Here is a 23085-nt window from a genome sequence, read left to right on the forward strand (position 1 = left end):
ACAGGGGGCCGCACGCCAGGGCAGAGACAGGGGAAGCGGAGCCAGCAAGGAGGCGCTTGACGCCCGCCGTCGCTCGCGTATTCCGATACCGCGCCTACTCGTCGGCTCCGGGAAGCGCATCGATGTTCAGGTATTTGCGCACGACGTACCCGTCATGTTCCCACGCAATCAGATCGGTCAACAGCATCGCTGCCGTGGCATAGGACAGCCGCTCGGCGAGCCAGCAGAATCCCATGCAGATCGCCCCGCCCATCCGATGGAGGTACGGGCCATTACCGGCTGGCTGATCGTCTTTCATTGTGATATCTCCCCTCGCCCATGTTCTGCGCGCACGGCCCGCAGAACATGGAAGCTTGTCACCCTGGCATCCAAGCATGCGCGGCGCTTTCCGATGGCGCTCCAGGAAAGGCGTGCCGTCCCCATGATACGGTATTTTATTTTTGTCGACAATATAAGCGCTAGCCCGCACTGGTTCCACTGAGGGTTCCGCAGAGGCTGTGGGGTCACTGAAGGTTGCTCGAACGCCTATTCGCCACGCGCCGCGCGGCTGGCCAGACGGAAGCCCTGCGGAACCCGGCAAAGAGAGCGTCAATACAAGATATGGCCTGACGCGGCTTGCGCTCTGCCGGGATTATGCTCAGGTCGGTGCCGTCTGTCGGCGCAATGTGCCGCGCGCTGCCCTGCTCTCCTTGGGGCTGCAGCCAAATTGCACGTGATACCAGCGCGAGAATCCGCTCGGCGCGGAAAAACCGAGCAGGGTCGCCACCTCCGTCAACGGACGATCGCTCTCGGTGACATGGCGTATGGCGAGTTCCGTACGAACGTCGTTAACGATCGACGAGAAGCTCTGCCCCTGTTCCGCCAGCCGGCGCTGGACCGTGCGGCACACCACGCCCAGATGCTCCGCAACCTGTTCGATGCTGCAGCGCCCGCTGGGCAACAGCAGCAGGATCATGCGCCGCACATCCTCAAGCATTGTCGCCTGCTGCGACAGGGCTGACGCGTCTATCAGCCGCTGCGCGTAGCGCCCCATGGCCGGATCCGCGGACGGGTTGCGTGCATCGAGATCGGCCTTTGCGCAGATAATGCAATTGAAGTCATAGTTGAATTCGACGCAAGGGCCAAAAAACCGCCGGTGGATACTCAGATCGCGCGGCGCGGGGTGCTCAAAGCAAACACGCCGCGGCTCCCAGTCGGGCTTGTGGAGCTGACGTATCAACCGCACCATGACACCAAGCGCCAGCTCAACCCTTTGACGCGTGGGTTGATGTGCGCTGCCAGCCACTACCACCTCGCGAATAATGACCAGTCCATCGCACTCCTCGATCGCCAGCGACAGCGCACTGTTGAGCGACGCTTGATAGCGCACCAGCATGTGAAGCGACTCACGCAGGGTCGCCTGGTCGCGGATCAGCAATCCTACCGCCCCAAGATTGGACAATAGGCGCGACTCGGCCATGCACAGCCCGAAACTCTCGTTGCCTGACATGGTTGCGGACGCCTGAAGCAGCCGTCCGACACGTTCGACGGGAATCATGATGTCCGGCTCGCTCAGTACGCTCGGACTCAACCCCGCATCAAAGAGCATCCGCACTGGGTCCAGTCCAGCGGCTCTAGCGACCTCGTTGTAGTTGGTGAGGGCCGCGGCGCGGACAAGTGACGACATTAGAGTACTGAGTAGGACATTGACATGGAATGATAAATGCCTGTCATGTACTGTCAAGCGGGAGATACCCGCGACATCCAGACTCGCAAGGATCGATCGGCCAAACCGACAATCGGAGACACGCTCATGATTCAACACCTCAAGGCGGCACCCGCAGTGGTCCGCGCAACCTCTCTAGGCAACTCGATCCGGGTCGAGCCCATCACTTGCACGATCGGTGCGGAACTCAGCAACGTCAACCTGGGCGCGGCTGCCGAGGACGACCAACAGATGGCGGAGATTCGGGCGCTGCTCCTGAAACATCGCGTGGTGTTCTTCCGCGACCAGGACATCACGCGCGCGCAGCACGTGGCCTTTGCGCGCCGCTTCGGTGAGCTGGAGGACCATCCAGTGGTAGGCAGCCATCCCGATTACCCAGGACTGGTTCAGATCTATAAGACCCCGGACAGCCCCCCCGAACGCAACGAGAATTCCTGGCATACCGATGCCACCTGGCGCGAAAAGCCTCCGATGGGCTGCGTGCTGCGCTGCGTCGAATGCCCGCCTGTAGGCGGTGACACGATGTGGGTCAACATGGTCGAGGCTTACAACCAGTTGCCCGAGGATATCAAGACGAAGATCGCCTCATTGCGCGCGCGCCACAGCATCGAGGCGAGCTTCGGTGCCGCGATGCCGATCGAAAAGCGTCTTGCGCTGAAGGCTCAGTACCCGGACGCCGAACACCCGGTTGTGCGCATCCATCCCGAAACCGGAGAGAAAGTGCTGTTCGTCAATGGAAGCTTTACGACGCACTTCACAAATTTCAATGTGCCGGCCAACGTGCGCTTCGGGCTGGACAAGGCGCCGGGTGCCGGCAATTTGCTTAGCTACCTGGTCAGCCAGGCCAACATCCCCGAATACCAAGTGCGTTTTCGTTGGAAGAAGAACAGCGTTGCATTCTGGGACAACCGTTCAACCCAGCACTACGCAGTGATGGATTATCCACCGTGCCACCGAAAGATGGAGCGTACCGCCATCATCGGTGACGCGCCTTACTGAAAGATCGACATGACCTCTACGGCACCGACCGTTCTCATCGTCCCTGGCCTGCGTGATCATGTGCCGGAACACTGGCAAACCCTGCTGGCGGCGACGCTGCCTCGCGTCGTCAGCGTCGCTCCGCTTGAGCAAGACAAGCTGAGTTGCGCTGCTCGCGTCGACGCGATCGATCGCGCTTTGGCCACCATCGAGGGGCCGGTGATCATCGTGGCGCACAGCGCAGGCGCGATGATGGTCGCCCATTGGGCCGCCCGAGGCGCCACACGGGAGATCCTCGGCGCACTGCTCGCGGCGCCCGCGGACCTCGAAACGTCCATGCCGGCAGGCTATCCGACGCTCGGCACGCTGAGCGACCACGGCTGGCTGCCGATCCCTCGCGGCACATTGCCGTTTCCGAGCATCGTTGCGGCGAGCAGCAACGATCCCCTGACGCGCCTCGATCGCGCCCGTGGCCTGGCGAAGGCGTGGGGCAGCCGCTTTGTCGAACTCGGCGAGGTCGGGCATCTGAATCCCGCTTCAGGCTATGGCGAGTGGCCGCAAGCCAAAGCGTTCATTCGCGAACTCTCGTGACCGAACCGGCGGCGGAATGCCGCCGGCCGGGAAAAAAAGAGCGGGCCCGCGGGATTTGAAGATGGCGGCGCCCGCTATAAACGATCAGCCAGACTCGACGACCGCGATCCGTATCCGTAACTGACGGACGAGCCAGATCGACGATGCCGCATACACTGGCCAACGACTGCGCAAAGGCCATTCGGACTGCAATGGCGAGTTTGCGCAGAATAATCGCTTATTAATCCGGCTGGTAGTTAATGGACTTCAGCAGCGCGGCCTGTTGCTGGTATGCCTGCTTCAGGTCCGCCATCAACTCTTCCGACGTAGCGGCGCCCCCCTGCTCCATCCCCATGTCCTTGACGTGGTTCTGCACCGCGGGTTGCTTGAAATACGCCAGTGTTATCTCGCGGATTTTCTCCTGGATTGCCGGAGCGACGTCCGGGCGGGACCACACTGCGAACCACCCTGCTTGCGCCAGTTGCGGGTAACCGAGCTCCTTGAAAGTCGGCACATCCGGCAATTCGGCAATCCGGGTCGGATAGTTCAAGGCAATCGCCTTGATCTTTCCCGCTTTGATCAGCGGCAACGAGGTAGTCACCCCATCGAACATCAGGGGCACATGACCACCCATCAGGTCGTTCAACGCCGGGGGCGAGCCTTTGTAGCCCACATGCCGCATTGGCACATGCGTGAGCTGCCCGAGCAGGATGCCCGAGGTGTGGCCCTTCAATCCCGTAGCATAGGACGCGAAAACGATACCGTCCTTCTGCGATTTGCCGTAGTCCACCAACTGCTTCAGGTTGGAGATGGGCACATCCTTGTTGGCAACCAGCACCAGCCCCGTGCGACTGATCTGGGCCAGGGGCTTCAGGTCCGTAAAAGGCTTGTAATGGACCTTGTAGGCCAACGGCGCCTCGCTCACGACACCGCCCTGGATAACCAGGAAGGTATAGCCATCCTTGCCGTTGGACTGCAAATCGCTGATCGCCAGCGCACCGGCGGCACCAGCCTTGTTTTCTACGATGACGGGCTTGCTCAATTTTTGCTGCAGGCCTTGCGCCAGCAGCCGGGCCAAGGCGTCGGCACTGCCGCCGGCAGGCCCCGCCACCACCAGACGGATCGGCTTGCTGGGCCAAGCCTCCTGGGCCTGGGCCACGGACATGCCCCCGGCGACACCAACACCGATTACCAAGGCGCAACCGCGCCACCCCAAGTGATTGGCCTGCTTCTTCATGTCTACCCCTTTTGATTTCGATTGCGGTGCTTTGCGTGTTTAGAAAGGCTTGTTCGTCTATTCTCGGATCGCACCGGGCCAACCGGCTTGACCATTCACGACAAGTTATTACCAACTCGCGCAAGCAAAGGGAAAACCCTGCTCAGATCTCCAGAGCGTGCAGGCTGGCCCCGGCCACGGCTCCCCTGCGCCTGCGGATGACTGTCATAAATAGCCAAGTTCAAGGCGTGCAAGGTAAAGCGGGAAGTAGCGCCAGGCTAGATGATCCGATGCAAGAAGTCATAAGGAGACAGAAATTGAACATGTCTACGAGTAACGCGATGCCGGCTGGGCCGGCTGCGGCTACCACTGGTGCCCGACCCTACGCGTGGGTGGTCTTTGCATTGATGTTTTGCTTGTTACTGTCTGACTACATGTCGCGGCAGGCGATCAATGCCTTGTTTCCACTATTGAAAGCGCAGTGGCAGATTTCCGATACACAGCTCGGCTCGATTAGCAGCGTGGTGCCGTTGATGGTCGGCGTGCTGACCATCCCGTTCTCCATCATCGCGGACCGCTGGGGGCGCGTCAAAAGCATTGCACTGATGGTGGCGGTGTGGAGTGTTGCCACGCTCGGGTGCGCCATTGCCAGCACCTATCACGAGATGTTCGTTGCGCGCTTGTTCGTTGGCGTCGGCGAGGCTGCCTATGGAAGTGTCGGATTCGCTATGCTCGTGAGCGTCTTCCCAAGGCATATGCGGTCTACCATTGCCGGCGGCTTCACGTCTGCCGCTGCCTTTGGGTCCGTGCTCGGTGTTTCGCTTTCCGGGATCATTGCGACGCACTTTGGATGGCGATGGTCAATGGGTCTGATGGCGATCGTTGGTTTTGTGCTGGTGATCATTTATTACTTCGTGGTCACCGAGAAAAAACTCGCGAGTACGCAACCGGACAATGCAAACGGAACTCCGGTCCTCGGGCATGTGAAACTAACACCGCGCGCGTTTTTCTCTGGCCTGTTTCCGTCCCGTTCCGTCTTTTGTGCCTACCTCGGTTGCGCCCTGCAGATCTTCGTTCAAGGCACTCTGTTCGTGTGGCTGCCCAGCTACCTGAATCGCTACTGGGGCATGCCTGTCAGCGAAGCAGCCACATTGGCGGCAGGCCTGGTCCTTGTCAGCGGCCTGGGCCAACTCATATGCGGTGTGATGACCGATCGGATCAGCGGGGGTTCGTCGCTCAAAAGGTGGAACATGGCCATTGGCTATTGCCTCGTGTTAGGCGTTCTGCTGGCGATCGCGTTCCGTTTGCCACAGGGCAATCTGCAACTCGCGCTCCTTGCGCCCGGGGTGTTCTTCCTTGCCAGCTCGTTCGGCACATGTAGCGCGATCATTGCCGGGGCCACGCCGCCAGCCATTCACGGCTCGGCATTTGCCACTCTGACGCTGTTCAACAACATACTGGGCCTCGCAGCAGGCCCCTTTATCACCGGCATGGTAGCGGATGCGGTTGGTCTTCAAGTTGCCTTGCGCTGGCTACCGTTCGCGGCAATTCTGCCCTTCACCGTGTTCCTCATTGGCAGATGGTGCTACGTCGCGGAAGCGCGACGCGGCTGAGCGCGCTGCCGAGTCTACGATGCACGGCCATTGAGAGCCTCAGTTCCAAGTTGCACAAAGGCTCGTACCGCGGGGGATATTTCCCGACGCCTATACGCTAGCGCCAGGTGCACTGAGAACTTGAAGTCGGCGATCTGTGCGTAGAAGATGCCTGGCTGGGAGAAATTCTGCATTGACTCAGGCACGATGGCCACTCCGTATCCCGCGGACGCGAGGCAGATTGCGGAGATGAAATCCTGGACGCGATATTCCAGATGAGGCGTGAACCCTCCGGCTTTGCCCAGGGCGGATAGCGCATCCCCGAATCCTTCCTCGTCTGCAAACTGCGGGACGATGAAGGATTGATCTGCTAGCGCGCGCGCTGAAACGGTCCCTCGCCTTGCAAGTGGATGGCTTCCTGTCATTGCAGCCAGTAGACGTTCAGTCTGCACGACTTTCGTGATCACGCCAGCCGGATAGAGTCGTCTGGGCCTGACAATTCCCACATCAATCTGGCCATCGCTGAGCGCTTCGAGCTGCCTTGGCGTTTCCATTGGCACGACTTCAATCCGGACCATCTCGTGTGATTTCCGGAACTCGCTCAGCATCGTGGACAAAAGGCCGCTGCTTACGCCAGATGCCACATAGCCGAGCCGGATGACGCCAGCCAGCCCTCGGGCAGCCAGGCGTCCCACCTGGTCGGCTCGCTCAATGTGCCGCAGCGCAGCGACCGCCTCGGCATGGAACAGGCGCCCCGCGTCGGTAAGTGACACTGGCTTCCTTTTGTTGCGGTTCAAGAGCGTGACCCCCAAATCCTGTTCAAGGCGTTGGATCTGGGTGCTAAGCCCTGATTGTGCGACACCCAGGCGATCTGCCGCCTTCGCAAAGTGAAGCTCTTCTGCCACGGCAAGGAAGCTCTGCAACTGGCGAACGTCAATCATCGTTTTAATCTCAATTTCGGAACAAAGATTACTGTCTCCTATCTGGATCATATCAAAGAATCCAGATGAAATAGCGCCATACAACACCCCGGAGAACCATCGATGAATGCCCCGCTTCCTGCTGCCGTGCTTGCCAGCAATGACGAGTCCCGCTTCCAGTTTTCTGCCCACCCAGCTCACCATCGCCTCCTGCATGTGACCGTTGAGCGCAATGCCCTTCTTGGGTTCCTGCATGACGTACGCAAGATCGATGTTCAGAATCTCGAGTATGTTCCCTTCATGCGCTACGGGCTCGCGGATGTACTCGCGAAGCATGTCGGCGAAGACTTCGCGACAACCATCAACAGCATTGTGAAGGACCGGCAGCACGGTGGCTTTACGGTAGGCCTCCAGGGACTGACGACGGACGCCGACGATTTCGTTCGCTTCGGCACTGCGATTGGGCACCTCTTGGGGCCCGGCAACCACGATGCAATGTCGGGCACTTACTATGCTCGCTTCGTGGTCAAGCACACGGACGATAGCGACTCCTATCTGCGCCAGGCCTATCGACTCTTCACGATGCACACCGATGGCACCTTCGTTACCGAAGCGACGGACTGGCTGTTGATGATGAAATTCGCAGAACAGAATGCAAGTGGCGGCGAGTCCCGATTCTTGCATCTGGACGATTGGAAAGAGCGTGACCGGTTTGTCAGTCACCGCCTCGGGACGCAGCCTTTCCTCTACAAGGCGCCGGGGTCCAAGAATGTCAGCGATAGGGTCGAACGGCCGCTCTTCTTCCAGAACGCGTTTGGGCTGTCGATGTCCTTCATCGATCAGTTTGTACAGCCTCGCAATCGCGAGGAGGCCGCATTTCTCAACGACCTGTCGACGTCCATGGAAGCTTCGCCGGGAACAAAGGAAGTTTCACTGCCCGTCGGCGACCTGGTTGTCCTGAACAACTACTTCTACCTCCACGGCCGTGCGCCGTTCGAGAAGAATTCGGCGCTGTTCCGTGAGCTGATGCGCCAGCGAGGCACGTTCGCCTAATCATCAATGTGATCCGGCGTGGCTGATAGTGACAGCGGTTGGGCCTGATAGACGCTTCAAATCAACATGACACATCAAACAGAATTTGCAGATAGCCAGGCCGTTGCGAGCGCTGGAATGCCCGCCAAGCCGGCATATGGAGCCAATAGTCAAATTCATCGACGACTGCGACCGATTCTCTCGCTGGCCGATTTTGAAGTCGCGGCAAAGAGGGAGCTTCCGCGCCCGATCTTTGGCTATATTGCCGGCGCCGCGGAGGATGGAAAGTCGCTTGCCGCGAACAGGACGGCATTCGACGAGGTCAAGTTTCGTCCCAAAGTCCTTGTCGACGTGTCGGCAAGATCGCAGGCGACTGAGATCTTTGGGCAAAGTTACGCGTCTCCCTTTGGCGTGGCGCCCGTTGGTATCAGTGCGATTGCCGCTTACCGCGGCGATGTGGTTCTCGCGCAAACAGCGTGGGAAGAGCGGATACCGGCAATCATGAGCGGCACGTCCCTGATTCCGATGGAAGACGTTCACGCAGCCGCGCCAGGCACGTGGTTTCAGGCATACCTGCCGGGTGACGCCGCACGCAGGGACGCCCTGATTGAGCGGATTGAAGCGGCCGGGTTCGCTACGCTTGTCCTCACGGTTGATATTCCCGTTTGGGCCAACCGGGAGAATAACGTCCGTACTGGCTTCTCCTTGCCTTTGCGACCATCTCTGCGCTTGGCGTTCGATGGGATATCTCGGCCGCATTGGCTGGCCGGGACGTTCGCCAGAACGCTCATTTCGAGCGGGATGCCTCATTTTGAGAATTCCTTTGCGTCTCGCGGCGCACCGATCTTGTCGGCCTCCGCCATTCGCGATACGACGGGGCGCGATCACCTGAGTTGGACGGATATCGAGCGAATCCGGCAAAGATGGCGCGGCAACCTGATCATAAAGGGCATTTTGCATACGTCCGACGCCGAACGCGCTGTCGCCTTGGGCGCAGACGGCATCATTGTCTCGAATCACGGTGGGCGCCAACTGGACGGTGCCGTGGAACCGTTTGCTGTATTGCCGGAGATTTGTGAGGCAGTCGCGCACAAGACAACCGTCATGATGGACAGCGGTATCCGGCGCGGTGGTGATGTTCTGAAAGCGTTGGCGCTAGGAGCCCGCTTTGTCTTCCTGGGGCGACCTTTTATTTACGCTGCAGCCGTTGGGGGAGCCGAGGGCGTACGCCACGCTATCACGCTGTTGCGCGATGAGGTCGATCGAAACATGGCCATGCTTGGCGCGAAGACCATCGCAGACGTGAACAATACCGTCATCGTCCAGGGCCACAAAGCCGACCGGTTTGTGTCGCGTTTCCCCACTTCCATGTAGCCCGCATCGCCAAACGCATGGTCCTCGTGGCCATGCAGCAATGCAGACCATGCATGGCTGCATGGCGTCATGTGCCCGGGCATAAGCATGCGTGCCCAAACCGGCAGGCTCAAGCCAGGCGGAGTCATTCGGATCGGAAGGGGGGAGGTCGCAGGCGGATGAGCGGAAACCGTGCCTGCATTCTGGGTGGTGGCGGGATTCACATCGTGGGCGACGCCGAGGCAATCACCAACACCGCTGCCGCCACCGTTCGCGAGATGGCGGCTCTCTTGTGCGACGCACTGCGCTACGGCGTGGAATATGCGGATCCCGACATCGCGTACAACGAGGAGCGCTACCGGCAGCGGGTCCTGAACACCCTGACCCAACTGCCAGCTCAATTGATCACTAGATCACTAGATCACGTTCTGCAGGCCAAGGCAGCCTGACGGCTCGAGCTCCCCAGGAGGGGAAAGCCTCAAATCACGAAAATGGACGAGCCCGTGGTCTTTCGAGCCTCCAGGTCCCGATGTGCCTGCACGGCGTCCTCCAAGGCATAGCGCTGATTGATCTCGATGCGGATGCGCCCTGCTGCCACGTGGCCAAATAGCTCGTCGACCAGCTCCGCCTTTTCGGCCGGATCGGCGATGTAGTCGGCCAGGCCCGGGCGGGTCAGGTAGAGCGAGCCCTTGCGGGCCAGGATTTGCGGATCGAATGGCGGAATTGTGCCGGAGGCGGTACCAACGCAGACCATCAGGCCGCGGCGCTTGAGTGAATCCAGCGAGGACATGAAGGTGGCCTTGCCGACGCTGTCGAAGACCACGGACACCCCCACTCCGCCCGTCAGTTCCCGCACGCGCTTGGCGACATCCTCATGGCTGTAGTTGATCGTGTGATCACAGCCGTGAGCGCGCGCGACCTCAGCCTTGGCATCGGTCGACACCGTGCCGATCACCGTCAGCCCGAGCAATTTGGCCCATTGCGAAACGATCAGGCCAACACCACCTGCAGCGGCATGCAGCAGCACGGCCTCGCCCGCCACGAAGGGGTAGATCCTGCGCACCAGGTAGGAGGCGGACAAGCCCCGCATGGTCATGGCCGCCGCGGCTTCGCAACTGATGGCATCCGGCAGCTTGATCAGGAGTGCGGCAGAAATCAATCGCTCAGTGCTGTAGGCGCCCAGCGTGTTGACAAAGCCCGTGTAGGTCACACGGTCGCCGACCGCCAGCTGGGTCACACCGGCACCGACTGCCTCGACCACGCCGGCCGCCTCGTTGCCGAGGCCGCTGGGCAGCGGAACCTGGTAGGTGCCACCGCGGAAGTAGGTGTCGGCAAAATTCAGGCCCACGGCCACGTGGCGAACGCGGACCTCTCCCGGTCCAGGTTCGCCAACCTCAGCGTCTTCAAAACGAAGGACCTCGGGGCCGCCCGTTTCGTAGAATTTAACGACTTTCGCCATGTTGTCTCCTGTTCTGTATCAAATAGGCTAGATGAATATCAAAGCCGTCCGATCGATGGGGGAAACTGCACCTTCAGCCTTAGTCCGCCCCCCAGGAAATGCCGGACGACTCATACAGCATATGATGTCAACTCCCCCAGAGGCCTTAGGCCGGCTTGCGCAGGAATCCCTGGTTGCCACCGTTGCGATTGGGTGCGAAGCCATTGGCCTGGAGCGTCTCTTCCGCCGTGTCGTAGAAGACCCCGATCTGCATGATCTCTCGTGCCTGTTTCGCCGTCGCGATGGGGCGACCAAATTCGCCGGCGATACGCACCAGTTGCTTGATCTGCTCGACAGAGGTGGCCTTTCCCGTGCGGGTCTGGTTCCAGAGTACATCCTCGATGCCGCACCGCACATGCAGGCCCAAGGCAATGCCGATCATATTCACGGGCAGCACATTGAGCACCGAACTCTCCACCGTGATCACCGCGCCGTCGGGCGCTGCACGCAGGAAGTTGGCCAGGTTGTAGATGTTTGCTTGATCCATGCCGCCGCTGATAGCCACCCAGTTCATCACCAGTGGCCCCTTGTAGACGCCGCGGCGAATCATGCGCTCAATCGTTTCAAAGCTGTTGATGTTGTAGCACTGAAACTCACTTTGGATTCCAGCGGCTGTCAGGCGTCGGATGTGCTCCTCGACCCAGCTGGGGTTCGAGGGCACGATCATGTCCTTGTAGGTTGAATAGAGGTGCGGGAATCCCCGCGAAACCCCTTTGAAGTCATCCAGGCCAGCATGCTCTGTCACATTCATCTGCGTGGTGTTGACAGTCACCGTCACCTGGTCGGGCTTCGGATCGAGTTCGGCCAGCATATGCCGCGTGTCGTCGGAGAGCCATTTGGCCGCCGAGCCATCGTCCTCGGGCGCAAAGCTGATCGAGCCACCCACCTGGATGACCATCTCGGGCACGGCCTTGCGCACCCCGGCGATCAGCTCATTGAACATGGAAAGGCGCTTGCTGCCCCTGCCATCGGGTTCGCGCACATGCAGGTGCAGCACGGTGGCACCAGCTTCGTAGCAATCCACCGCCTTCTGGATCTGCTCCTCCATCGTGACAGGGATATCTTCCGGGAAGTCGGAGGGAATCCAGCCCGGCGCATAGGGAGCGGCCGTGATGATCAGGGGCTGCTGGTTCTCGGGATACAGGTGGCCGTCAAGGAAGTTCATGATGATGGATATCCAAGTTGAAATGTGAATATTGAGTATGTCGAACTAGATGAGAGAGCTTTAGAACCCTATTTACAGCGCCATCTTCGCCACGGCGGTGCGCAGGCGAGCATCTCCTTTAACCGGTGATGTCAGAGTGTCCTTCGCGACGAGTGAATCATCTGGCCTGGCGCCACTTCCCGCTTTACCTTGCACGCCTTGAACTTGCCTTTTTATGACAATAGGCTGACGCAGGAGCACCGGACGAGGCGGCGGCCGCGCAGACCTCGCTCAGCGCCTTCTCCAGATGGGTTCAGCGACCGTTTCGGTTGCAGCGCCACGAAATGGCAGGAGAGGCTGGACTTAGCCCATGCTGAAGCGCTGCCCATCATCCACGACCAGCGTCGAGCCACTCATGAATGAGCCGGCCGGCGAAGCAAGCATCAGCAGCGCGCCATCGAGCGCCTCGGGCGTGCCGAGGCGCTGGCGAGGCAGGCCCTCAACGATCTTCCTGCCTGCGGGGCTCTGGAACATGGCGCGGTTGATGTCAGTCTCGATGTAGCCGGGATTGATGGCGTTGACGTTGATACCGTGGCTCGCCCATTCATGCGCCATCGTGCGGGTCAGATGCTCCAGCGCGGCCTTGCTGGCGCCGTAGATGCCGAGGTGCCGCGGGTGCGTCAGCGCGGCGACAGAGCATATATTGATGATGCGGCCTGGCAGTTGCCGGTCGATGAGCCGGCGTGCGAAGGCGGTGGACATCAGCAACGCGGCCTTCGTGTTCACGTCGAATACCCGGTCGAACATCGTCTCGTCCACATCGAGCAGCGCCGCGCGCCCGCCGACGCCCGCATTGTTCACAAGTGCCCATAGCGGCGGCATGCATTGCAGGATGTCATCCAAGGCAAGGCGCACGCCTTCCTGATCGGCGACATCGACGGGAAAAGCCCGCGCTGTACCGCCGGCTTGTGCGATCAGATTCGCAGTTTCCTGCAGAGGCTCCGGGCGCCTGCCCAGCAGGGCGATATGCGCGCCGGTTGCTGCCAGCGTCCTTGCCGCTTGCCGCCCAAGTCCCGAGCCAGCGCCGGTGACGATTGCCGTCAGGCCGCGCAGGCCGAAGCGCTCGGCGAAGAACTCCGTATCGAACCCATTGGTCATCTTCATTCCTTCTCTTGACGCAGGTTAATGTCCGCCTGCTTTAGGGAAATCTCATTGATTGAGTTCTGGCGTACGTAGCCAGAGTTGCTTGTCCGCCGCAACGACCTCATAGGTGCGGATACGCAAGCTCGAAGACGAAATGCACTGGCCGTTGCGAATGTCAAATCGCAAGCCGTGTGAAGGGCAACTGATGACGTGCTCAACACACGAGCCTCCCGCCATGGAAGCTCCCGCATGCGGGCAACTGTTCTCCATGGCAAAGAACTGGCCGCCAAGGTTGAACACGATTGCCGATTGACCGTCTTGCAAGAAGACCAATTTGCGTGCGCCTGGAGCCAGTGACTCCGCAGGCCCGACCAGAATCCATTCGGGATCAGGCATTGGATTCGCACTCGCTGTTCAAACGCTTGGCCACCACGGCTTGCTTCATGATGCGAACCAACTCGCTTGCTGGAACCGCGCCAGTAACCGGCCACTGTGCATTGAAGACGAGATGAGGAACCCCTCCTGTATGCTCGGCCCCCATTGAGGACTGGGGCGCGGAGGATGCCCTGGCATCCCAGTTGAACCCAGACGCTTGAGCCAGGGCCTGCAGGGTCTGCGTTGAACCGATGTCTTGCCCTTGAGAGAAGAATGCGCGATAGATGGACTCTACCAACTGGTACATGGCCTCCGGCACCAAATTGGACTGGGCCGCATTGACCAAGGCACATGCCAGCGCCGAATTCGGAAAGGTCTCAATGCTCTCGAAGTTCAATGATAAGTCGACCGATTCAGCCACAGCGCAGATCTGTGCGCGGCGCATCGCCACAGCCCGTTGGCCGCCGAGCCGTGCCTCATAGAATGCCTGGTACGGAATGCCTTGCGCAGGAATCTGCGGCAGCAGAGCATTGGCATGCCATATCGTCTCCAGCGCCAATCCGGGATGCTGCTGTCGAAAGCTTGCCCATGCTGAACGCAGATTACGCAACCCGATCCAGCACCAGGGGCATATCAGGTCAAGGTAGAAGTCAACGCGCAGAGTTTGCGACGATGTAGAGGCAGGGACCGCACCCGAGCGTTCAGAGCAATTCACGCAATCATTCCTTAGCCCCCCGGGCGGGAGCCATATCCTATTCTTCAAGCTTGATCCCTGCGTCGTTGGCGATTTTCGTCCAGACTTGCAGATCGTCCCGGACAATTTCGCCCAACTGCGCGGAGGACTTTACCGGCGGCGGCTCGAAGTTCTGCCTCTTCATCAGGGCCGCGATCTCCGGCAACGCCTGTACCTTGTTGACCTCATCCGCCAGCCGCTTCACGATCACCGGACTAGTTCCCGCCGGCGCGAACATGCCGAACCATCCCACCGTGCCAAACTTGTAGCCCTGTTCACCCATTGTCTTGACGTTGGCAAGCTGGGGAGACCGCACGTTGCCCACAATGGCAATGCCGCGCACCTTCCCCGAACGCAGGAACGGAACCGCCACGCTGGGATCGGTCCAGCCGATCTTTAGCACACCCGAGGAAAGCTCGGTAAGCAGTTGACTGGAGGTCCGATATGCAACGTGTTCGGTCTTCATGCCGGTCTGCTTCTTCAACCACTCCATCGTCAAGTGCGCGGACGAGCCGGTGCCCCAGCTGCCATAGCTGTACTTATCCGGATTCGCCTTCACGAACTCGATAAGCCCAGGCAAGTCGTAGACCGGCAGATCCGGGCTCACCAGCAGCAACACCCCACCCACCGCTGTCTGTGCGATCGGCATGAGGCTCATTCGTGCCTCCTGGGAAATGGACTTGATGACTGCCGGCGCAACCACCATGTTGGACGCCGTTGTGTAGAGAATCGTGTAGCCATCCGGCGCCGCCTTGAGGACGGCGTTGGTCCCGATCACCCCGCTGCCACCCGGCCGGTTCTCCACGACCACGGCCTGCTTCAGCGATTCGGAAAGGCGCTGCGCCATGACCCGCGCCAGCGCATCGGTTCCCGATCCGGCAGACGACGGCACGATCATTTGAATCGGGCGCGCCGGCCAGGCTTCCTGTGCCTGGACCGGGCCTGGCGCGCATAGGGCAATGATTGTCTCGGCGCACAACGCAGCTGCTAGCAGCTTTTTTAGTAATGACATCGTCTCCCCCATTTTTTTGACTACTATCCAGCCTGCCAAGTGCTGTCGGCCTCACCGAGGCCAGCTGCGCGACGAGCCATCTCTACCTGCCCAGGCTATCTTCGGCACGATCATAGCAGTCATGTTTTTTATTGTCGACATAAACAAAATAACCGCAATGAGATTGTCTGTCTTGACATGCAGGCGTGCCCCTTGGCACCGCGCCGCGCAAGCGGCGGACTCCCTCACCTGCCGGTCAGTTCCAACCGGCCTGAGTCAGGCGGCCTTGCGCAGGAAGCCTTGATTGCCGCCATTGCGGTTCGGCGCGAAACCATTGGCAGCCAGCGTCTCCTCGACCGTGTCATAGAACACGCCGATCTTCTGGATTTCGCGCGCTTCCTGGGCCGTTGCCACTTTGCGGCCGAATTCGCCAGAGATGCGCACCAGCTGCTCAATCTGCTTCACCGTGCTCATCTTGGCCGTGCGCGACTGGTTCCAGAGGCAGTCCTCGGTCCCGCAGCGCACATGCAAGCCCAAGGCAACGCCCATCATGTTGACAGGAAGCACGTTGCGCACAGAGCTTTCAACGGTAAGCACCGCACCATCCGGGACGGCACGAACAATATTGGCGAAATTAAAGATGCTGGGTGCATCCATACCGCCGCTGATTGCCACCCAGTTCATGACCAGCGGGCCCTTGTAGACGCCACGTCGAATCAACCGCTCCACGGACTCGAAGCTATTGATGTTGTAACACTGGAAGGCACTCTGGATGCCGGCTGCGGTAAGGCGGCGGATGTGCTCTTCGACCCAGCCGGGCTGGGCGGGAACCGTCATTTCCTTGTACGCGTCGAAGATCGCAGGGTTCTCACGCGAGGTACCCTTGAAATCCGCAAGTTCCGCATGCTCCGTCACGTTCATCTGAGACGTGTTCACCGTGACGGTCACCTGGTCCGGAACGGGATCAAGTTCGGCCAGCATGTGGCGGGTGTCGTCGGACAGCCACTTGGCGGCGGCCCCCTCGTTTTCGGGTGCGAAGCTGATCGACCCGCCCACCTGGATGATCATCTCCGGCACAGCGTTGCGCACCCCGGCGATCAGCTCGTTGAACTTGGACAGACGTTTCGAGCCTTTGCCGTCAAGCTCGCGCACATGCAGGTGCAGCACAGTCGCGCCGGCGTTGTAGCAATCCACGGCCTTCTGGATCTGGTCTTCCATCGTCACGGGGATGTCTTCCGGGAAATCGGACGGCAGCCACCCCGGTGCGTAGGGCGCCGCAGTGATGATCAACGGCTGCTGGTTTTCGGGGAACAGGGATCCATCGAGGTAGTTCACGGCATGTCTCCATTGATAAAGGTGGGGCAAGGCTTGGCGGCGGCTGGCGCGCCTCAGAACGGCTTGTCTCCGATGATGGCTGCACGCTCCATCTTGCGTGGGGCCGGCCAGTAGTCCTGTACCGCGTAGTGCTGGGTGCAGCGGTTGTCCCAAATGGCCACGCTATTAGGCTGCCAGCGGAATCGCACCTGGTATTCGGGGATCGCCGCCTGGCTGATCAAGTAGTTCAGCAGATGGCTCGCGCCCGGGGTCTTGTCCTGTCCGTAGCGCACGTTCTCTGGCGTATGGAAGTTTGCGAAATGCGTGGAGAAGCCGCAGACGTAGAGCAGCTTCTCGCCGGTCTCCGGATGCGTGCGCACCACGGGATGTTCGACCATGGGGTACTGCCCGGCAAGCTTGGCGCGATTTTCCGGGCTCATCGCCGCCCCGAATGAATGTTCGATGCCATGCTTGGCGCGCAGGCCGGCAATGCGCTCCTTGATTTCCTCGGGCAGGTTCTCGTAGGCCGCGGCCATGTTCACCCAGATGGTGTCGCCGCCGACCGGCGGGCATTCGATGCAACGCAGGACACAGCCCATCGGCGGGGTTTCGCGCCAGCTGCCGTCGGTGTGGTAGCTGTTCTCGTAGTTCTCGCGCTTGTCGCTGCGATAGATCTGTACCAGGCCGGGATGATCCGGGTCGCTGCCAGCGACGGGGTGGTCCTCCAGTTCGCCAAAACGGCGTGCGAAGGCCACGTGATCGGCCCGGCTGATATCCTGGTCCCGCAGAAACAGCACCTTGTGCTTGAGCAGCAGCGCCTTGATCTCGGCAAGCAACGCGCTATCGCGCGCTGCATCGGCCAGGTTGACGCCGCCGATTTCGGCACCAATGGTGCAGGTAATAGGTTCTACGTGCATGGAAAGCTCCCTTTACACTACAAAGATTGACGAGCCGGTGGTCTTGCGCGGCTCCAGGTCCCGATGCGCCTGGACCGCATCCTGCAGCGCATGGCGCTGATGGATCCCGATGCCGTTGGGCTGCGGCACAGGGTCAGTGCCATTGGGGTATCGGAGGACCTCTGCCCCCCCCCACCTCGTACATGCGAGCGGCTTTTGCCAATTCCGTCTCCTGTTGTCGTCTATTGCTGCCGCCACTATCATTCGGTAGCCTGGGTTGATTGTCGGCTCTCGCATGCGCAGGAGCTTTGACAGGCCACGCCAGAAGTTGACCATCCATGACAGTCGATTCCCGGCTTGATTCACTGCAAGCAGACGCGGCGCCAGCGGCGTATGCAATGCATGTCCAACACTGGCAGCAAGGCGACGGTGGCTTCATCAGTAGATTGCGCAGGCCTTCGATCAACCTGACTATCCCTCTTCAGAAAGAGCCCCCTATGACCGTCCTGGTTCGCAGCGCCTCCCTCACGAAGTACTCCGGGATCGCTCGCGCCGCGGGTATCGACCCGGTGCAGATGGTTTCCCATGTCGGCCTGGACCGGGAATGCCTGCACACGCCCGACCTGCGCATCCCCGAATTCCGGCTTGCGGAGGTTCTGGAGACATCCGCGCGGATCACTGCCTGCCATTCGCTCGGGCTGCTCATGGGCGAATCGTGGCGGCTCTCCGACTTCGGCCCGGTCAGCCTGACGCTGCAGCATCAGCCCACACTGCGGGATGCACTGGCAGAGGTCGAGCGTTATCGCCACCTGCTCAGCGACTCTGTCGCGACGCAGTTCACCGAGCATGCGAATATCGCGGTCTTGCGAGTGACGTTGCTGACCGGCAGGCAGCAACCCGGCCGGCAGGCCATGGAGCTGACCGTAGGCGCGGTGCTTTGCCTGATCCGCGCCATACTTGGCGCCCAATGGAAACCCCGCTGCGTGCACTTTTCGCATGCGGCCCCTGCAGACCTGCGGGTGCATCGTCGCCTGTTCGGCCAGCAGGTCGAATTTGGCTGCGAATTCGATGGCCTGGTCCTGTCGAGCCAGGATCTGGATCGCGTGAACCCCCTGGCGGATGCCAGCCTGGCCAGATACGCCAGGGAATTACTTGACCTTCAATCGCCCTCGAAGGAGCACTCCCTAGCGGCTGACGTACGACGGGCAATTCACCTGCTACTGCCGCGCGGCCGCAGTGCGGTGGAACAGGTTGCGCAGAACCTAGGTGTCAGCCCGAGGACTCTGCAGCGCCAATTGGAGCAGCGTGGGGAAACATTCTCGGGCCTGGTCAATCAGGTGCGGCGCGAACTGGCCGAGCGCTATCTGCGGAGCCAGCAGCAGTCCATATCGCGTACGGCGGATCTGCTTGGATTCTCAGAGGTGAGCGCGTTCACGCGGTGGTTTGGGGTGCAGTTTGGGAAACCGCCGACGCGCTGGGTGATGGAGGGAAGGGGAATCGTCTCGCTGGAAGACGTCAATCGCCCAACGGGGGGATGAGCACCGGAGCTATCGGATGCGCCGCAAATGCAATGCGCGGGCGCAACGTCCCGCGGCGAATATGCCGCGGTTCCGGCCCGCGAGACACCCATAAAAAAAACCGGCCCACGCTGCGCTCCGGCGGAGCGGCGTATAGGCCGGTCTTGCTGTGCGGGAGACACCTCCCGCGATGCGATGCCGCTACCTGAACGATCAGCCGTTCGCGTAGACGATCTTTGCCTTGCGCGCCTGGTTCTGCAGGCGGCTCAGCATATGCTGGACGGCGAAGATGGCGCGCTTCACGTCTGCCACCAGGCTGGGGCTGCGGGGACCAAGTTCGCGCTCGATCAGATCGCGTTCCATTTGGTCGGTCATCTTGATGTCGCTTTGCGTGTCCATGGCTTTCTTCCTTTCAGGGATAACCCTTATCGGGTTTTCCCTAATCATAGCAAAGGAAATGACGCAACGCAGCATTAGGTGATAGTACGTATGCAGAAAGGCAACGCTTTGCAGGAAGCAAGCCTCGATCTCCTCAGCCCGCGCGACGCGCCGATACCCCGTGCGCGGGGCGTCCATGGCTGCGGTGCTTAGCGCAGGCGCCAGGATAGTCATGCGCCCCTTCAGCCTTTTGCCAGCACCTCCCGAATGGCATTCTCGAACGCCTCCACCGGCTGCCCGCCGCTCACCAGGTATTGGTCATTGAAGATGATCGAAGGCACGGAACGGATGCCCATGTCCTGATAGTGCTTCTCCATCTCACGGACTTCCGCCGCATACGCGTCGCCCGATAGCACCTTGCGTGCCTTGTCGGCGTCCAGGCCGGCTGCAGCCGCGGCCTCGACGAGGACCTCATGATTGCTGGAATCCTTGGACTCCGTGAAATACGCACGGAACAGCGCCATCTTCAACGGCAGTTGGCGCCCTTCCAGGTTTGCCCAATGCAATAGCCGATGCGCGTCGAACGTGTTGTATACGCGGGTCCGAGAGCCAAACTCAAATCCGACGTCGGCGCCACGCTGGCGGATCATGGCCTGGCTCTGCACGATTTCCTCCTCGGTGCGGCCATACTTGCGTGCCATGTAATCCTGGATCGACTCGCCTCCTGGCCCCATGTCCGGATTGAGTTCAAATGGGCGAAGCGTGATGTCTGCCGAAACGGCATCGCCAAGCCGCGCCAGCGCCTGCTGCAGCGAACTCAGGCCTACGGCGCACCACGGGCACGCGACGTCGGAGACAAAATCGATTTTCAGCGTCTTTTGCATTGTGTTTTCTCGGTGTCAGTCCATCACTGCGCGACAGGGTAGCTGCAATTCCCATTGACTGCAGGGCCGGGGGCAGTGCCTCACTCACAGCAGGGTTTTCCCGCAAGGCAGCCACGACCGGACGCCCCTCCCCGGCATCTGTCCGTGGCCCGCCAGCCACACGGCCCTGCCTCAGATCGGGAAACGTGCACCGCGCCCACTCCTCAAGCGGCGCGGCGCGCGGTACTATCTTTCCAACAGGTCATCGGTGCACGATGATCCATTCCCAGAGAAGGATTGAAGCGAATCATGGAAGAAGGCTCGGCAGCTCCACTTGAGATCGCCCCTTCCCTCCCCCTGGCACCGAGTGACGTTCACGGCGCCCCGTCGGACTTCCTCGCCAGTGCCAGCACAAACCTCGGCGCCAACGCACGGCAGCTCTTCCTGAACCGTGAGGCCAGCCAGCTGGAGTTCCACCGGCGCGTGCTTGCCCAGGCCGAGAACCACGACATTCCGTTGTTGGAGCGATTGCGCTTCCTCTGCATCTTCAGCAGCAACCTGGACGAGTTCTTCGAGATCCGCGTTGCCGGCCTGAAGGAGAAGATCAAGCTGCAGGCGCCGGCGACCACCGGCCCGGATGGACTGGACGTGCGGCAGATCTACGCGCTTGTCAGCGCCCGCACGCACAAGCTGGTCGCGGAACAGTACCGCCTGTTCAACGAAGTGCTGGTTCCGGAACTGGACCGAGAGGGAATCCGCTTCCTGCGCCGTCCGCACTGGACGCAGGAACAAGGCGAGTGGATCCGCAGCTATTTCTTCCGCGAGCTGATGCCGGTGCTCACCCCCATCGGCCTGGACCCGGCGCACCCGTTTCCACGTGTGCTCAACAAGAGCCTGAACTTCGCCGTGGAGCTCGAAGGCAAGGATGCCTTTGGCCGGGAGGCGAACGCAGCCATCGTGCAGGCGCCCCGGGCCCTGCCCCGCGTGATCCTGCTGCCCAAGGAGATTTCCGGCTGCGAACACGGCTTCGTGTTCCTGTCGTCTATCCTGCATGCCCACGTCTGCGAGCTGTTTCCCGGCATGCGCGTGCGCGGCTGCTATCAGTTCCGCGTCACCCGCAACAGCGAACTGTTCGTCGACGAGGAAGAAATCAAGAACCTGCGCGATGCGCTGCAGGGCGAGCTGCCGCAGCGGCATTTTGGCGATGCGGTGCGGCTCGAGGTCGCGGACAACTGCTCCGAGGAGATGACCCGCTTCCTGCAAAACCAGTTCGGCCTGGAAGATGCCGAGGTGTTTTCGGTGAATGGCCCGGTCAACCTGGTGCGCTTGCTGCCGGTTCCTGACAGCGTGGACCGCGATGACCTGAAGTACCCGCCATGCCGCCCCGGCCTGCCCAAGGCGCTGCAGGACCAGCCCGACATGTTCCGCGCCATCCGCGACGGCGATATCCTGCTGCACCATCCGTACCAGTCGTTTTCGCCCGTGGTGGATTTCATCCGCCAGGCCGCGGAAGATCCGGATGTGATGGCCATCAAGCAGACGGTGTACCGCGCCGGCAACGACTCGGCCCTGCTGGAGGCGCTGATCGGCGCCGCGCGCAGAGGCAAGGAAGTCAGCGTGGTGGTGGAGTTGCTCGCCCGCTTCGATGAGCAGGCCAATATCAACTGGGCAGCCCAGCTTGAAGAAGCGGGCGCGCACGTGGTGTACGGCGTGGTTGGCTACAAGGCCCACGCCAAGATGGCCTTGGTGGTGCGGCGCGAAGGGAAAAAGCTCAGGCGCTACGCCCATATCGGCACCGGCAACTATCACTCGCAGACGGCCAGGAGCTTCACGGACTTCGGCCTGTTTACCTGCAAGGAAGCGCTCGTCGACGATGTGGCCAACGTGTTCTCACAGTTGACCGGACTCGGCCACCCCGGCACGCTGGCGCACTTCTGGCAATCGCCGTTCACCATGCACGCGGCGCTGCTCGATGCCATCCGCCGCGAAGGCAAGCACGCCAAGGCTGGCCGCAAGGGATTGATCATCGCCAAGATGAACGCCTTGCTGGAGCCCAAGCTTATCCAGGCCCTGTACCAGGCATCCTGCGATGGCGCGCGGATCGAGCTGATCGTGCGCGGGGCCTGCGCATTGCGCCCTGGCATTGCGGGCCTGTCCGAGAATATCCGGGTGCGCTCCGTGCTTGGCCAGTTCCTGGAGCATGCGCGGATCTTCTACTTCTACAACGACAAGGCCGAAGACGTGCGGCTATCGAGCGCCGACTGGATGGACCGCGACTTCTTCCGGCGCATCGAGGTGTGCTTCCCCGTGCTGGACAAAGCCCTCAAGGATCGCGTGATCGATGAGGGGCTGAAGGTCTACCTGAAGGACAACCGCGACACCTGGGAAATGGACGCGGACGGCAACTACCGGCGCAAGCGGGGCCGCCAGCCGGTATCCGCGCAGGACATCCTCAAGCAGAAGCTGGCCTGATCCCTGTTCGGCGCGCTAGCGCGCGCCTGGGGACGCGCAGCGATACACGTTGCCCGACAGGGTCACATTGGTTTGCTCCAGGCGATCCTTGCCGCCGGTCTGCCCTGCGCGCTGGGTGAGCAGGTACACCAGATTGCCGCCCATTGCCGCCGCCTTGTTCTTGATGTCGTTGCGTGCACCGGTTTCCAGATCCGCATTGGCCGTGATGGCGCCCCGCACAAAATCGCCCTGGCTGCCGGTCACGTCGCCAAGATAGGTGCATCCCGCGGCAGGCTCGTTGTGGGTGATCCTGACCGCCGATGCGGCCGGGCTGGAAAGCTGCGTTGGCGCACAGCCGGCCAGCGCGCAGCTTGCGGCGGTCCATGCAACGCCTGCGATTGTCCTGATGGTCATAG

At 60.9% G+C, this 23085-nt stretch carries 22 protein-coding genes and 2 pseudogenes; 8 read left to right on the top strand and 16 right to left on the bottom strand.

Translation table 11 applies throughout. The features are described 5' to 3' along the window. Nucleotides 1–94: 94 nt before the first annotated feature. Together AC07XB_RS14380 and AC07XB_RS14385 are read right to left on the bottom strand one after the other, a co-directional pair. Nucleotides 95–298 (bottom strand): hypothetical protein, encoded by a 204-nt coding sequence (locus AC07XB_RS14380; RefSeq protein ID WP_492373137.1) that lies wholly within the window; start codon nt 296–298, stop codon nt 95–97. Nucleotides 299–637: 339 nt separating this feature from the next. Next, the gene (locus tag AC07XB_RS14385) at nt 638–1666 is read right to left on the bottom strand and encodes an AraC family transcriptional regulator (protein WP_492828216.1); all 1029 of its coding nucleotides are present in this window, start codon (nt 1664–1666) and stop codon (nt 638–640) included. A gap of 126 nt (nt 1667–1792) precedes the next feature. On the opposite strand from AC07XB_RS14385, the gene AC07XB_RS14390 reads away from it, so the two are divergent. Continuing rightward, nucleotides 1793–2704 carry a TauD/TfdA dioxygenase family protein gene (locus AC07XB_RS14390; protein ID WP_492373139.1) on the top strand — a complete coding sequence of 304 codons (912 nt, stop codon included), beginning with the start codon at nt 1793–1795 and terminating at the stop codon, nt 2702–2704. 9 nt (nt 2705–2713) lie between these two features. Next, nucleotides 2714–3274 carry an RBBP9/YdeN family alpha/beta hydrolase gene (locus tag AC07XB_RS14395; protein ID WP_492373140.1) on the top strand — a complete coding sequence of 187 codons (561 nt, stop codon included), beginning with the start codon at nt 2714–2716 and terminating at the stop codon, nt 3272–3274. Nucleotides 3275–3494: 220 nt separating this feature from the next. Here the strand turns inward: AC07XB_RS14395 and AC07XB_RS14400 are convergent, their stop codons facing one another. Further along, the gene (locus AC07XB_RS14400) at nt 3495–4490 is read right to left on the bottom strand and encodes a Bug family tripartite tricarboxylate transporter substrate binding protein (RefSeq protein ID WP_492373141.1); all 996 of its coding nucleotides are present in this window, start codon (nt 4488–4490) and stop codon (nt 3495–3497) included. 302 nt (nt 4491–4792) lie between these two features. On the opposite strand from AC07XB_RS14400, the gene AC07XB_RS14405 reads away from it, so the two are divergent. Further along, nucleotides 4793–6082 carry an MFS transporter gene (locus AC07XB_RS14405; protein ID WP_492828313.1) on the top strand — a complete coding sequence of 430 codons (1290 nt, stop codon included), beginning with the start codon at nt 4793–4795 and terminating at the stop codon, nt 6080–6082. Nucleotides 6083–6096: 14 nt separating this feature from the next. Here the strand turns inward: AC07XB_RS14405 and AC07XB_RS14410 are convergent, their stop codons facing one another. Beyond that, on the bottom strand, nt 6097–7053 hold the full coding sequence (locus AC07XB_RS14410) for a LysR family transcriptional regulator (RefSeq protein ID WP_492373143.1): 957 nt from the start codon (nt 7051–7053) through the stop codon (nt 6097–6099). Nucleotides 7054–7104: 51 nt separating this feature from the next. Between AC07XB_RS14410 and glaH the strand changes: the two genes are divergently transcribed. The 3 genes and pseudogenes from glaH to AC07XB_RS14425 all read left to right on the top strand — a co-directional run bounded on the left by glaH (nt 7105) and on the right by AC07XB_RS14425 (nt 9815). Continuing rightward, a complete protein-coding gene (gene glaH / locus AC07XB_RS14415; protein ID WP_493688072.1) occupies nt 7105–8034 on the top strand; it encodes a glutarate dioxygenase GlaH in 930 nt (309 codons plus the stop codon). 117 nt (nt 8035–8151) lie between these two features. Then, nucleotides 8152–9333 (top strand): annotated as a pseudogene (locus AC07XB_RS14420) (alpha-hydroxy acid oxidase); the annotation flags it as partial. A 212-nt stretch (nt 9334–9545) separates the two neighbouring features. Further along, nucleotides 9546–9815: a hypothetical protein gene (locus tag AC07XB_RS14425; RefSeq protein ID WP_492828209.1), complete on the top strand. Its 270-nt coding sequence runs from the start codon at nt 9546–9548 to the stop codon at nt 9813–9815. Nucleotides 9816–9844: 29 nt separating this feature from the next. Here AC07XB_RS14425 and AC07XB_RS14430 read toward each other — a convergent pair whose 3' ends face one another. The 9 genes and pseudogenes from AC07XB_RS14430 to AC07XB_RS14470 all read right to left on the bottom strand — a co-directional run. After that, nucleotides 9845–10825 (bottom strand): quinone oxidoreductase family protein, encoded by a 981-nt coding sequence (locus AC07XB_RS14430; RefSeq protein WP_006156180.1) that lies wholly within the window; start codon nt 10823–10825, stop codon nt 9845–9847. Between the two features lie 145 nt (nt 10826–10970). After that, a complete protein-coding gene (locus tag AC07XB_RS14435) occupies nt 10971–12029 on the bottom strand; it encodes a beta-keto acid cleavage family enzyme (RefSeq protein ID WP_492373145.1) in 1059 nt (352 codons plus the stop codon). Between the two features lie 342 nt (nt 12030–12371). Next, nucleotides 12372–13172 (bottom strand): SDR family NAD(P)-dependent oxidoreductase, encoded by an 801-nt coding sequence (locus AC07XB_RS14440; protein WP_492828207.1) that lies wholly within the window; start codon nt 13170–13172, stop codon nt 12372–12374. A gap of 45 nt (nt 13173–13217) precedes the next feature. After that, nucleotides 13218–13547, bottom strand: a complete 330-nt coding sequence (locus AC07XB_RS14445) for a Rieske (2Fe-2S) protein (protein ID WP_492828205.1) — start codon at nt 13545–13547, stop codon at nt 13218–13220. Further along, nucleotides 13540–14241, bottom strand: coding sequence for a DsbA family oxidoreductase (locus AC07XB_RS14450; protein WP_492810702.1), 702 nt, complete (start codon nt 14239–14241; stop codon nt 13540–13542). The genes AC07XB_RS14445 and AC07XB_RS14450 overlap by 8 nt, the downstream gene beginning before the upstream one ends. Nucleotides 14242–14278: 37 nt before the next feature. Beyond that, nucleotides 14279–15271: a Bug family tripartite tricarboxylate transporter substrate binding protein gene (locus AC07XB_RS14455; protein WP_492828311.1), complete on the bottom strand. Its 993-nt coding sequence runs from the start codon at nt 15269–15271 to the stop codon at nt 14279–14281. A 255-nt stretch (nt 15272–15526) separates the two neighbouring features. Beyond that, nucleotides 15527–16585: a beta-keto acid cleavage family enzyme gene (locus AC07XB_RS14460; protein ID WP_492828203.1), complete on the bottom strand. Its 1059-nt coding sequence runs from the start codon at nt 16583–16585 to the stop codon at nt 15527–15529. Between the two features lie 53 nt (nt 16586–16638). Then, nucleotides 16639–17481: a TauD/TfdA dioxygenase family protein gene (locus AC07XB_RS14465; RefSeq protein WP_492828201.1), complete on the bottom strand. Its 843-nt coding sequence runs from the start codon at nt 17479–17481 to the stop codon at nt 16639–16641. Nucleotides 17482–17493: 12 nt separating this feature from the next. After that, nucleotides 17494–17592 (bottom strand): annotated as a pseudogene (locus AC07XB_RS14470) (quinone oxidoreductase); the annotation flags it as partial. A gap of 365 nt (nt 17593–17957) precedes the next feature. Here AC07XB_RS14470 and AC07XB_RS14475 point away from each other — a divergent pair. Then, nucleotides 17958–18998: an AraC family transcriptional regulator gene (locus tag AC07XB_RS14475; RefSeq protein WP_492828309.1), complete on the top strand. Its 1041-nt coding sequence runs from the start codon at nt 17958–17960 to the stop codon at nt 18996–18998. 192 nt (nt 18999–19190) lie between these two features. Here the strand turns inward: AC07XB_RS14475 and AC07XB_RS14480 are convergent, their stop codons facing one another. Both AC07XB_RS14480 and AC07XB_RS14485 read right to left on the bottom strand, forming a co-directional pair. Continuing rightward, a complete protein-coding gene (locus tag AC07XB_RS14480) occupies nt 19191–19376 on the bottom strand; it encodes a hypothetical protein (protein ID WP_492810766.1) in 186 nt (61 codons plus the stop codon). A 221-nt stretch (nt 19377–19597) separates the two neighbouring features. Beyond that, nucleotides 19598–20239: a DsbA family oxidoreductase gene (locus AC07XB_RS14485; RefSeq protein ID WP_492373151.1), complete on the bottom strand. Its 642-nt coding sequence runs from the start codon at nt 20237–20239 to the stop codon at nt 19598–19600. A gap of 288 nt (nt 20240–20527) precedes the next feature. On the opposite strand from AC07XB_RS14485, the gene ppk1 reads away from it, so the two are divergent. Next, the gene (ppk1, locus tag AC07XB_RS14490) at nt 20528–22690 is read left to right on the top strand and encodes a polyphosphate kinase 1 (RefSeq protein WP_492810706.1); all 2163 of its coding nucleotides are present in this window, start codon (nt 20528–20530) and stop codon (nt 22688–22690) included. 15 nt (nt 22691–22705) lie between these two features. Here the strand turns inward: ppk1 and AC07XB_RS14495 are convergent, their stop codons facing one another. Continuing rightward, entirely contained in the window at nt 22706–23083 is a 378-nt protein-coding gene (locus AC07XB_RS14495) for a DUF4156 domain-containing protein (RefSeq protein WP_492373153.1), read from the bottom strand. Nucleotides 23084–23085 lie beyond the last annotated feature (2 nt).

It is taken from the genome of Cupriavidus sp. GW821-FHT02F09, from assembly GCF_059421605.1.

What these genes read in the sequence shown, in the direction of transcription:
- AC07XB_RS14430 (WP_006156180.1), bottom strand. Translation starts at nt 10,825, where the DNA reads ATGGCGAAAGTCGTTAAATTCTACGAAACGGGCGGCCCCGAGGTCCTT.
- AC07XB_RS14405 (WP_492828313.1), top strand. Translation starts at nt 4,793, where the DNA reads ATGTCTACGAGTAACGCGATGCCGGCTGGGCCGGCTGCGGCTACCACT.
- AC07XB_RS14445 (WP_492828205.1), bottom strand. Translation starts at nt 13,547, where the DNA reads ATGCCTGATCCCGAATGGATTCTGGTCGGGCCTGCGGAGTCACTGGCT.
- AC07XB_RS14480 (WP_492810766.1), bottom strand. Translation starts at nt 19,376, where the DNA reads ATGGACACGCAAAGCGACATCAAGATGACCGACCAAATGGAACGCGAT.
- AC07XB_RS14395 (WP_492373140.1), top strand. Translation starts at nt 2,714, where the DNA reads ATGACCTCTACGGCACCGACCGTTCTCATCGTCCCTGGCCTGCGTGAT.
- AC07XB_RS14435 (WP_492373145.1), bottom strand. Translation starts at nt 12,029, where the DNA reads ATGAACTTCCTTGACGGCCACCTGTATCCCGAGAACCAGCAGCCCCTG.
- AC07XB_RS14385 (WP_492828216.1), bottom strand. Translation starts at nt 1,666, where the DNA reads ATGTCGTCACTTGTCCGCGCCGCGGCCCTCACCAACTACAACGAGGTC.
- AC07XB_RS14380 (WP_492373137.1), bottom strand. Translation starts at nt 298, where the DNA reads ATGAAAGACGATCAGCCAGCCGGTAATGGCCCGTACCTCCATCGGATG.
- AC07XB_RS14390 (WP_492373139.1), top strand. Translation starts at nt 1,793, where the DNA reads ATGATTCAACACCTCAAGGCGGCACCCGCAGTGGTCCGCGCAACCTCT.
- AC07XB_RS14425 (WP_492828209.1), top strand. Translation starts at nt 9,546, where the DNA reads ATGAGCGGAAACCGTGCCTGCATTCTGGGTGGTGGCGGGATTCACATC.
- AC07XB_RS14455 (WP_492828311.1), bottom strand. Translation starts at nt 15,271, where the DNA reads ATGTCATTACTAAAAAAGCTGCTAGCAGCTGCGTTGTGCGCCGAGACA.
- ppk1 (WP_492810706.1), top strand. Translation starts at nt 20,528, where the DNA reads ATGGAAGAAGGCTCGGCAGCTCCACTTGAGATCGCCCCTTCCCTCCCC.
- glaH (WP_493688072.1), top strand. Translation starts at nt 7,105, where the DNA reads ATGAATGCCCCGCTTCCTGCTGCCGTGCTTGCCAGCAATGACGAGTCC.
- AC07XB_RS14440 (WP_492828207.1), bottom strand. Translation starts at nt 13,172, where the DNA reads ATGAAGATGACCAATGGGTTCGATACGGAGTTCTTCGCCGAGCGCTTC.
- AC07XB_RS14410 (WP_492373143.1), bottom strand. Translation starts at nt 7,053, where the DNA reads ATGATCCAGATAGGAGACAGTAATCTTTGTTCCGAAATTGAGATTAAA.
- AC07XB_RS14475 (WP_492828309.1), top strand. Translation starts at nt 17,958, where the DNA reads ATGACCGTCCTGGTTCGCAGCGCCTCCCTCACGAAGTACTCCGGGATC.
- AC07XB_RS14400 (WP_492373141.1), bottom strand. Translation starts at nt 4,490, where the DNA reads ATGAAGAAGCAGGCCAATCACTTGGGGTGGCGCGGTTGCGCCTTGGTA.
- AC07XB_RS14485 (WP_492373151.1), bottom strand. Translation starts at nt 20,239, where the DNA reads ATGCAAAAGACGCTGAAAATCGATTTTGTCTCCGACGTCGCGTGCCCG.
- AC07XB_RS14495 (WP_492373153.1), bottom strand. Translation starts at nt 23,083, where the DNA reads ATGACCATCAGGACAATCGCAGGCGTTGCATGGACCGCCGCAAGCTGC.
- AC07XB_RS14465 (WP_492828201.1), bottom strand. Translation starts at nt 17,481, where the DNA reads ATGCACGTAGAACCTATTACCTGCACCATTGGTGCCGAAATCGGCGGC.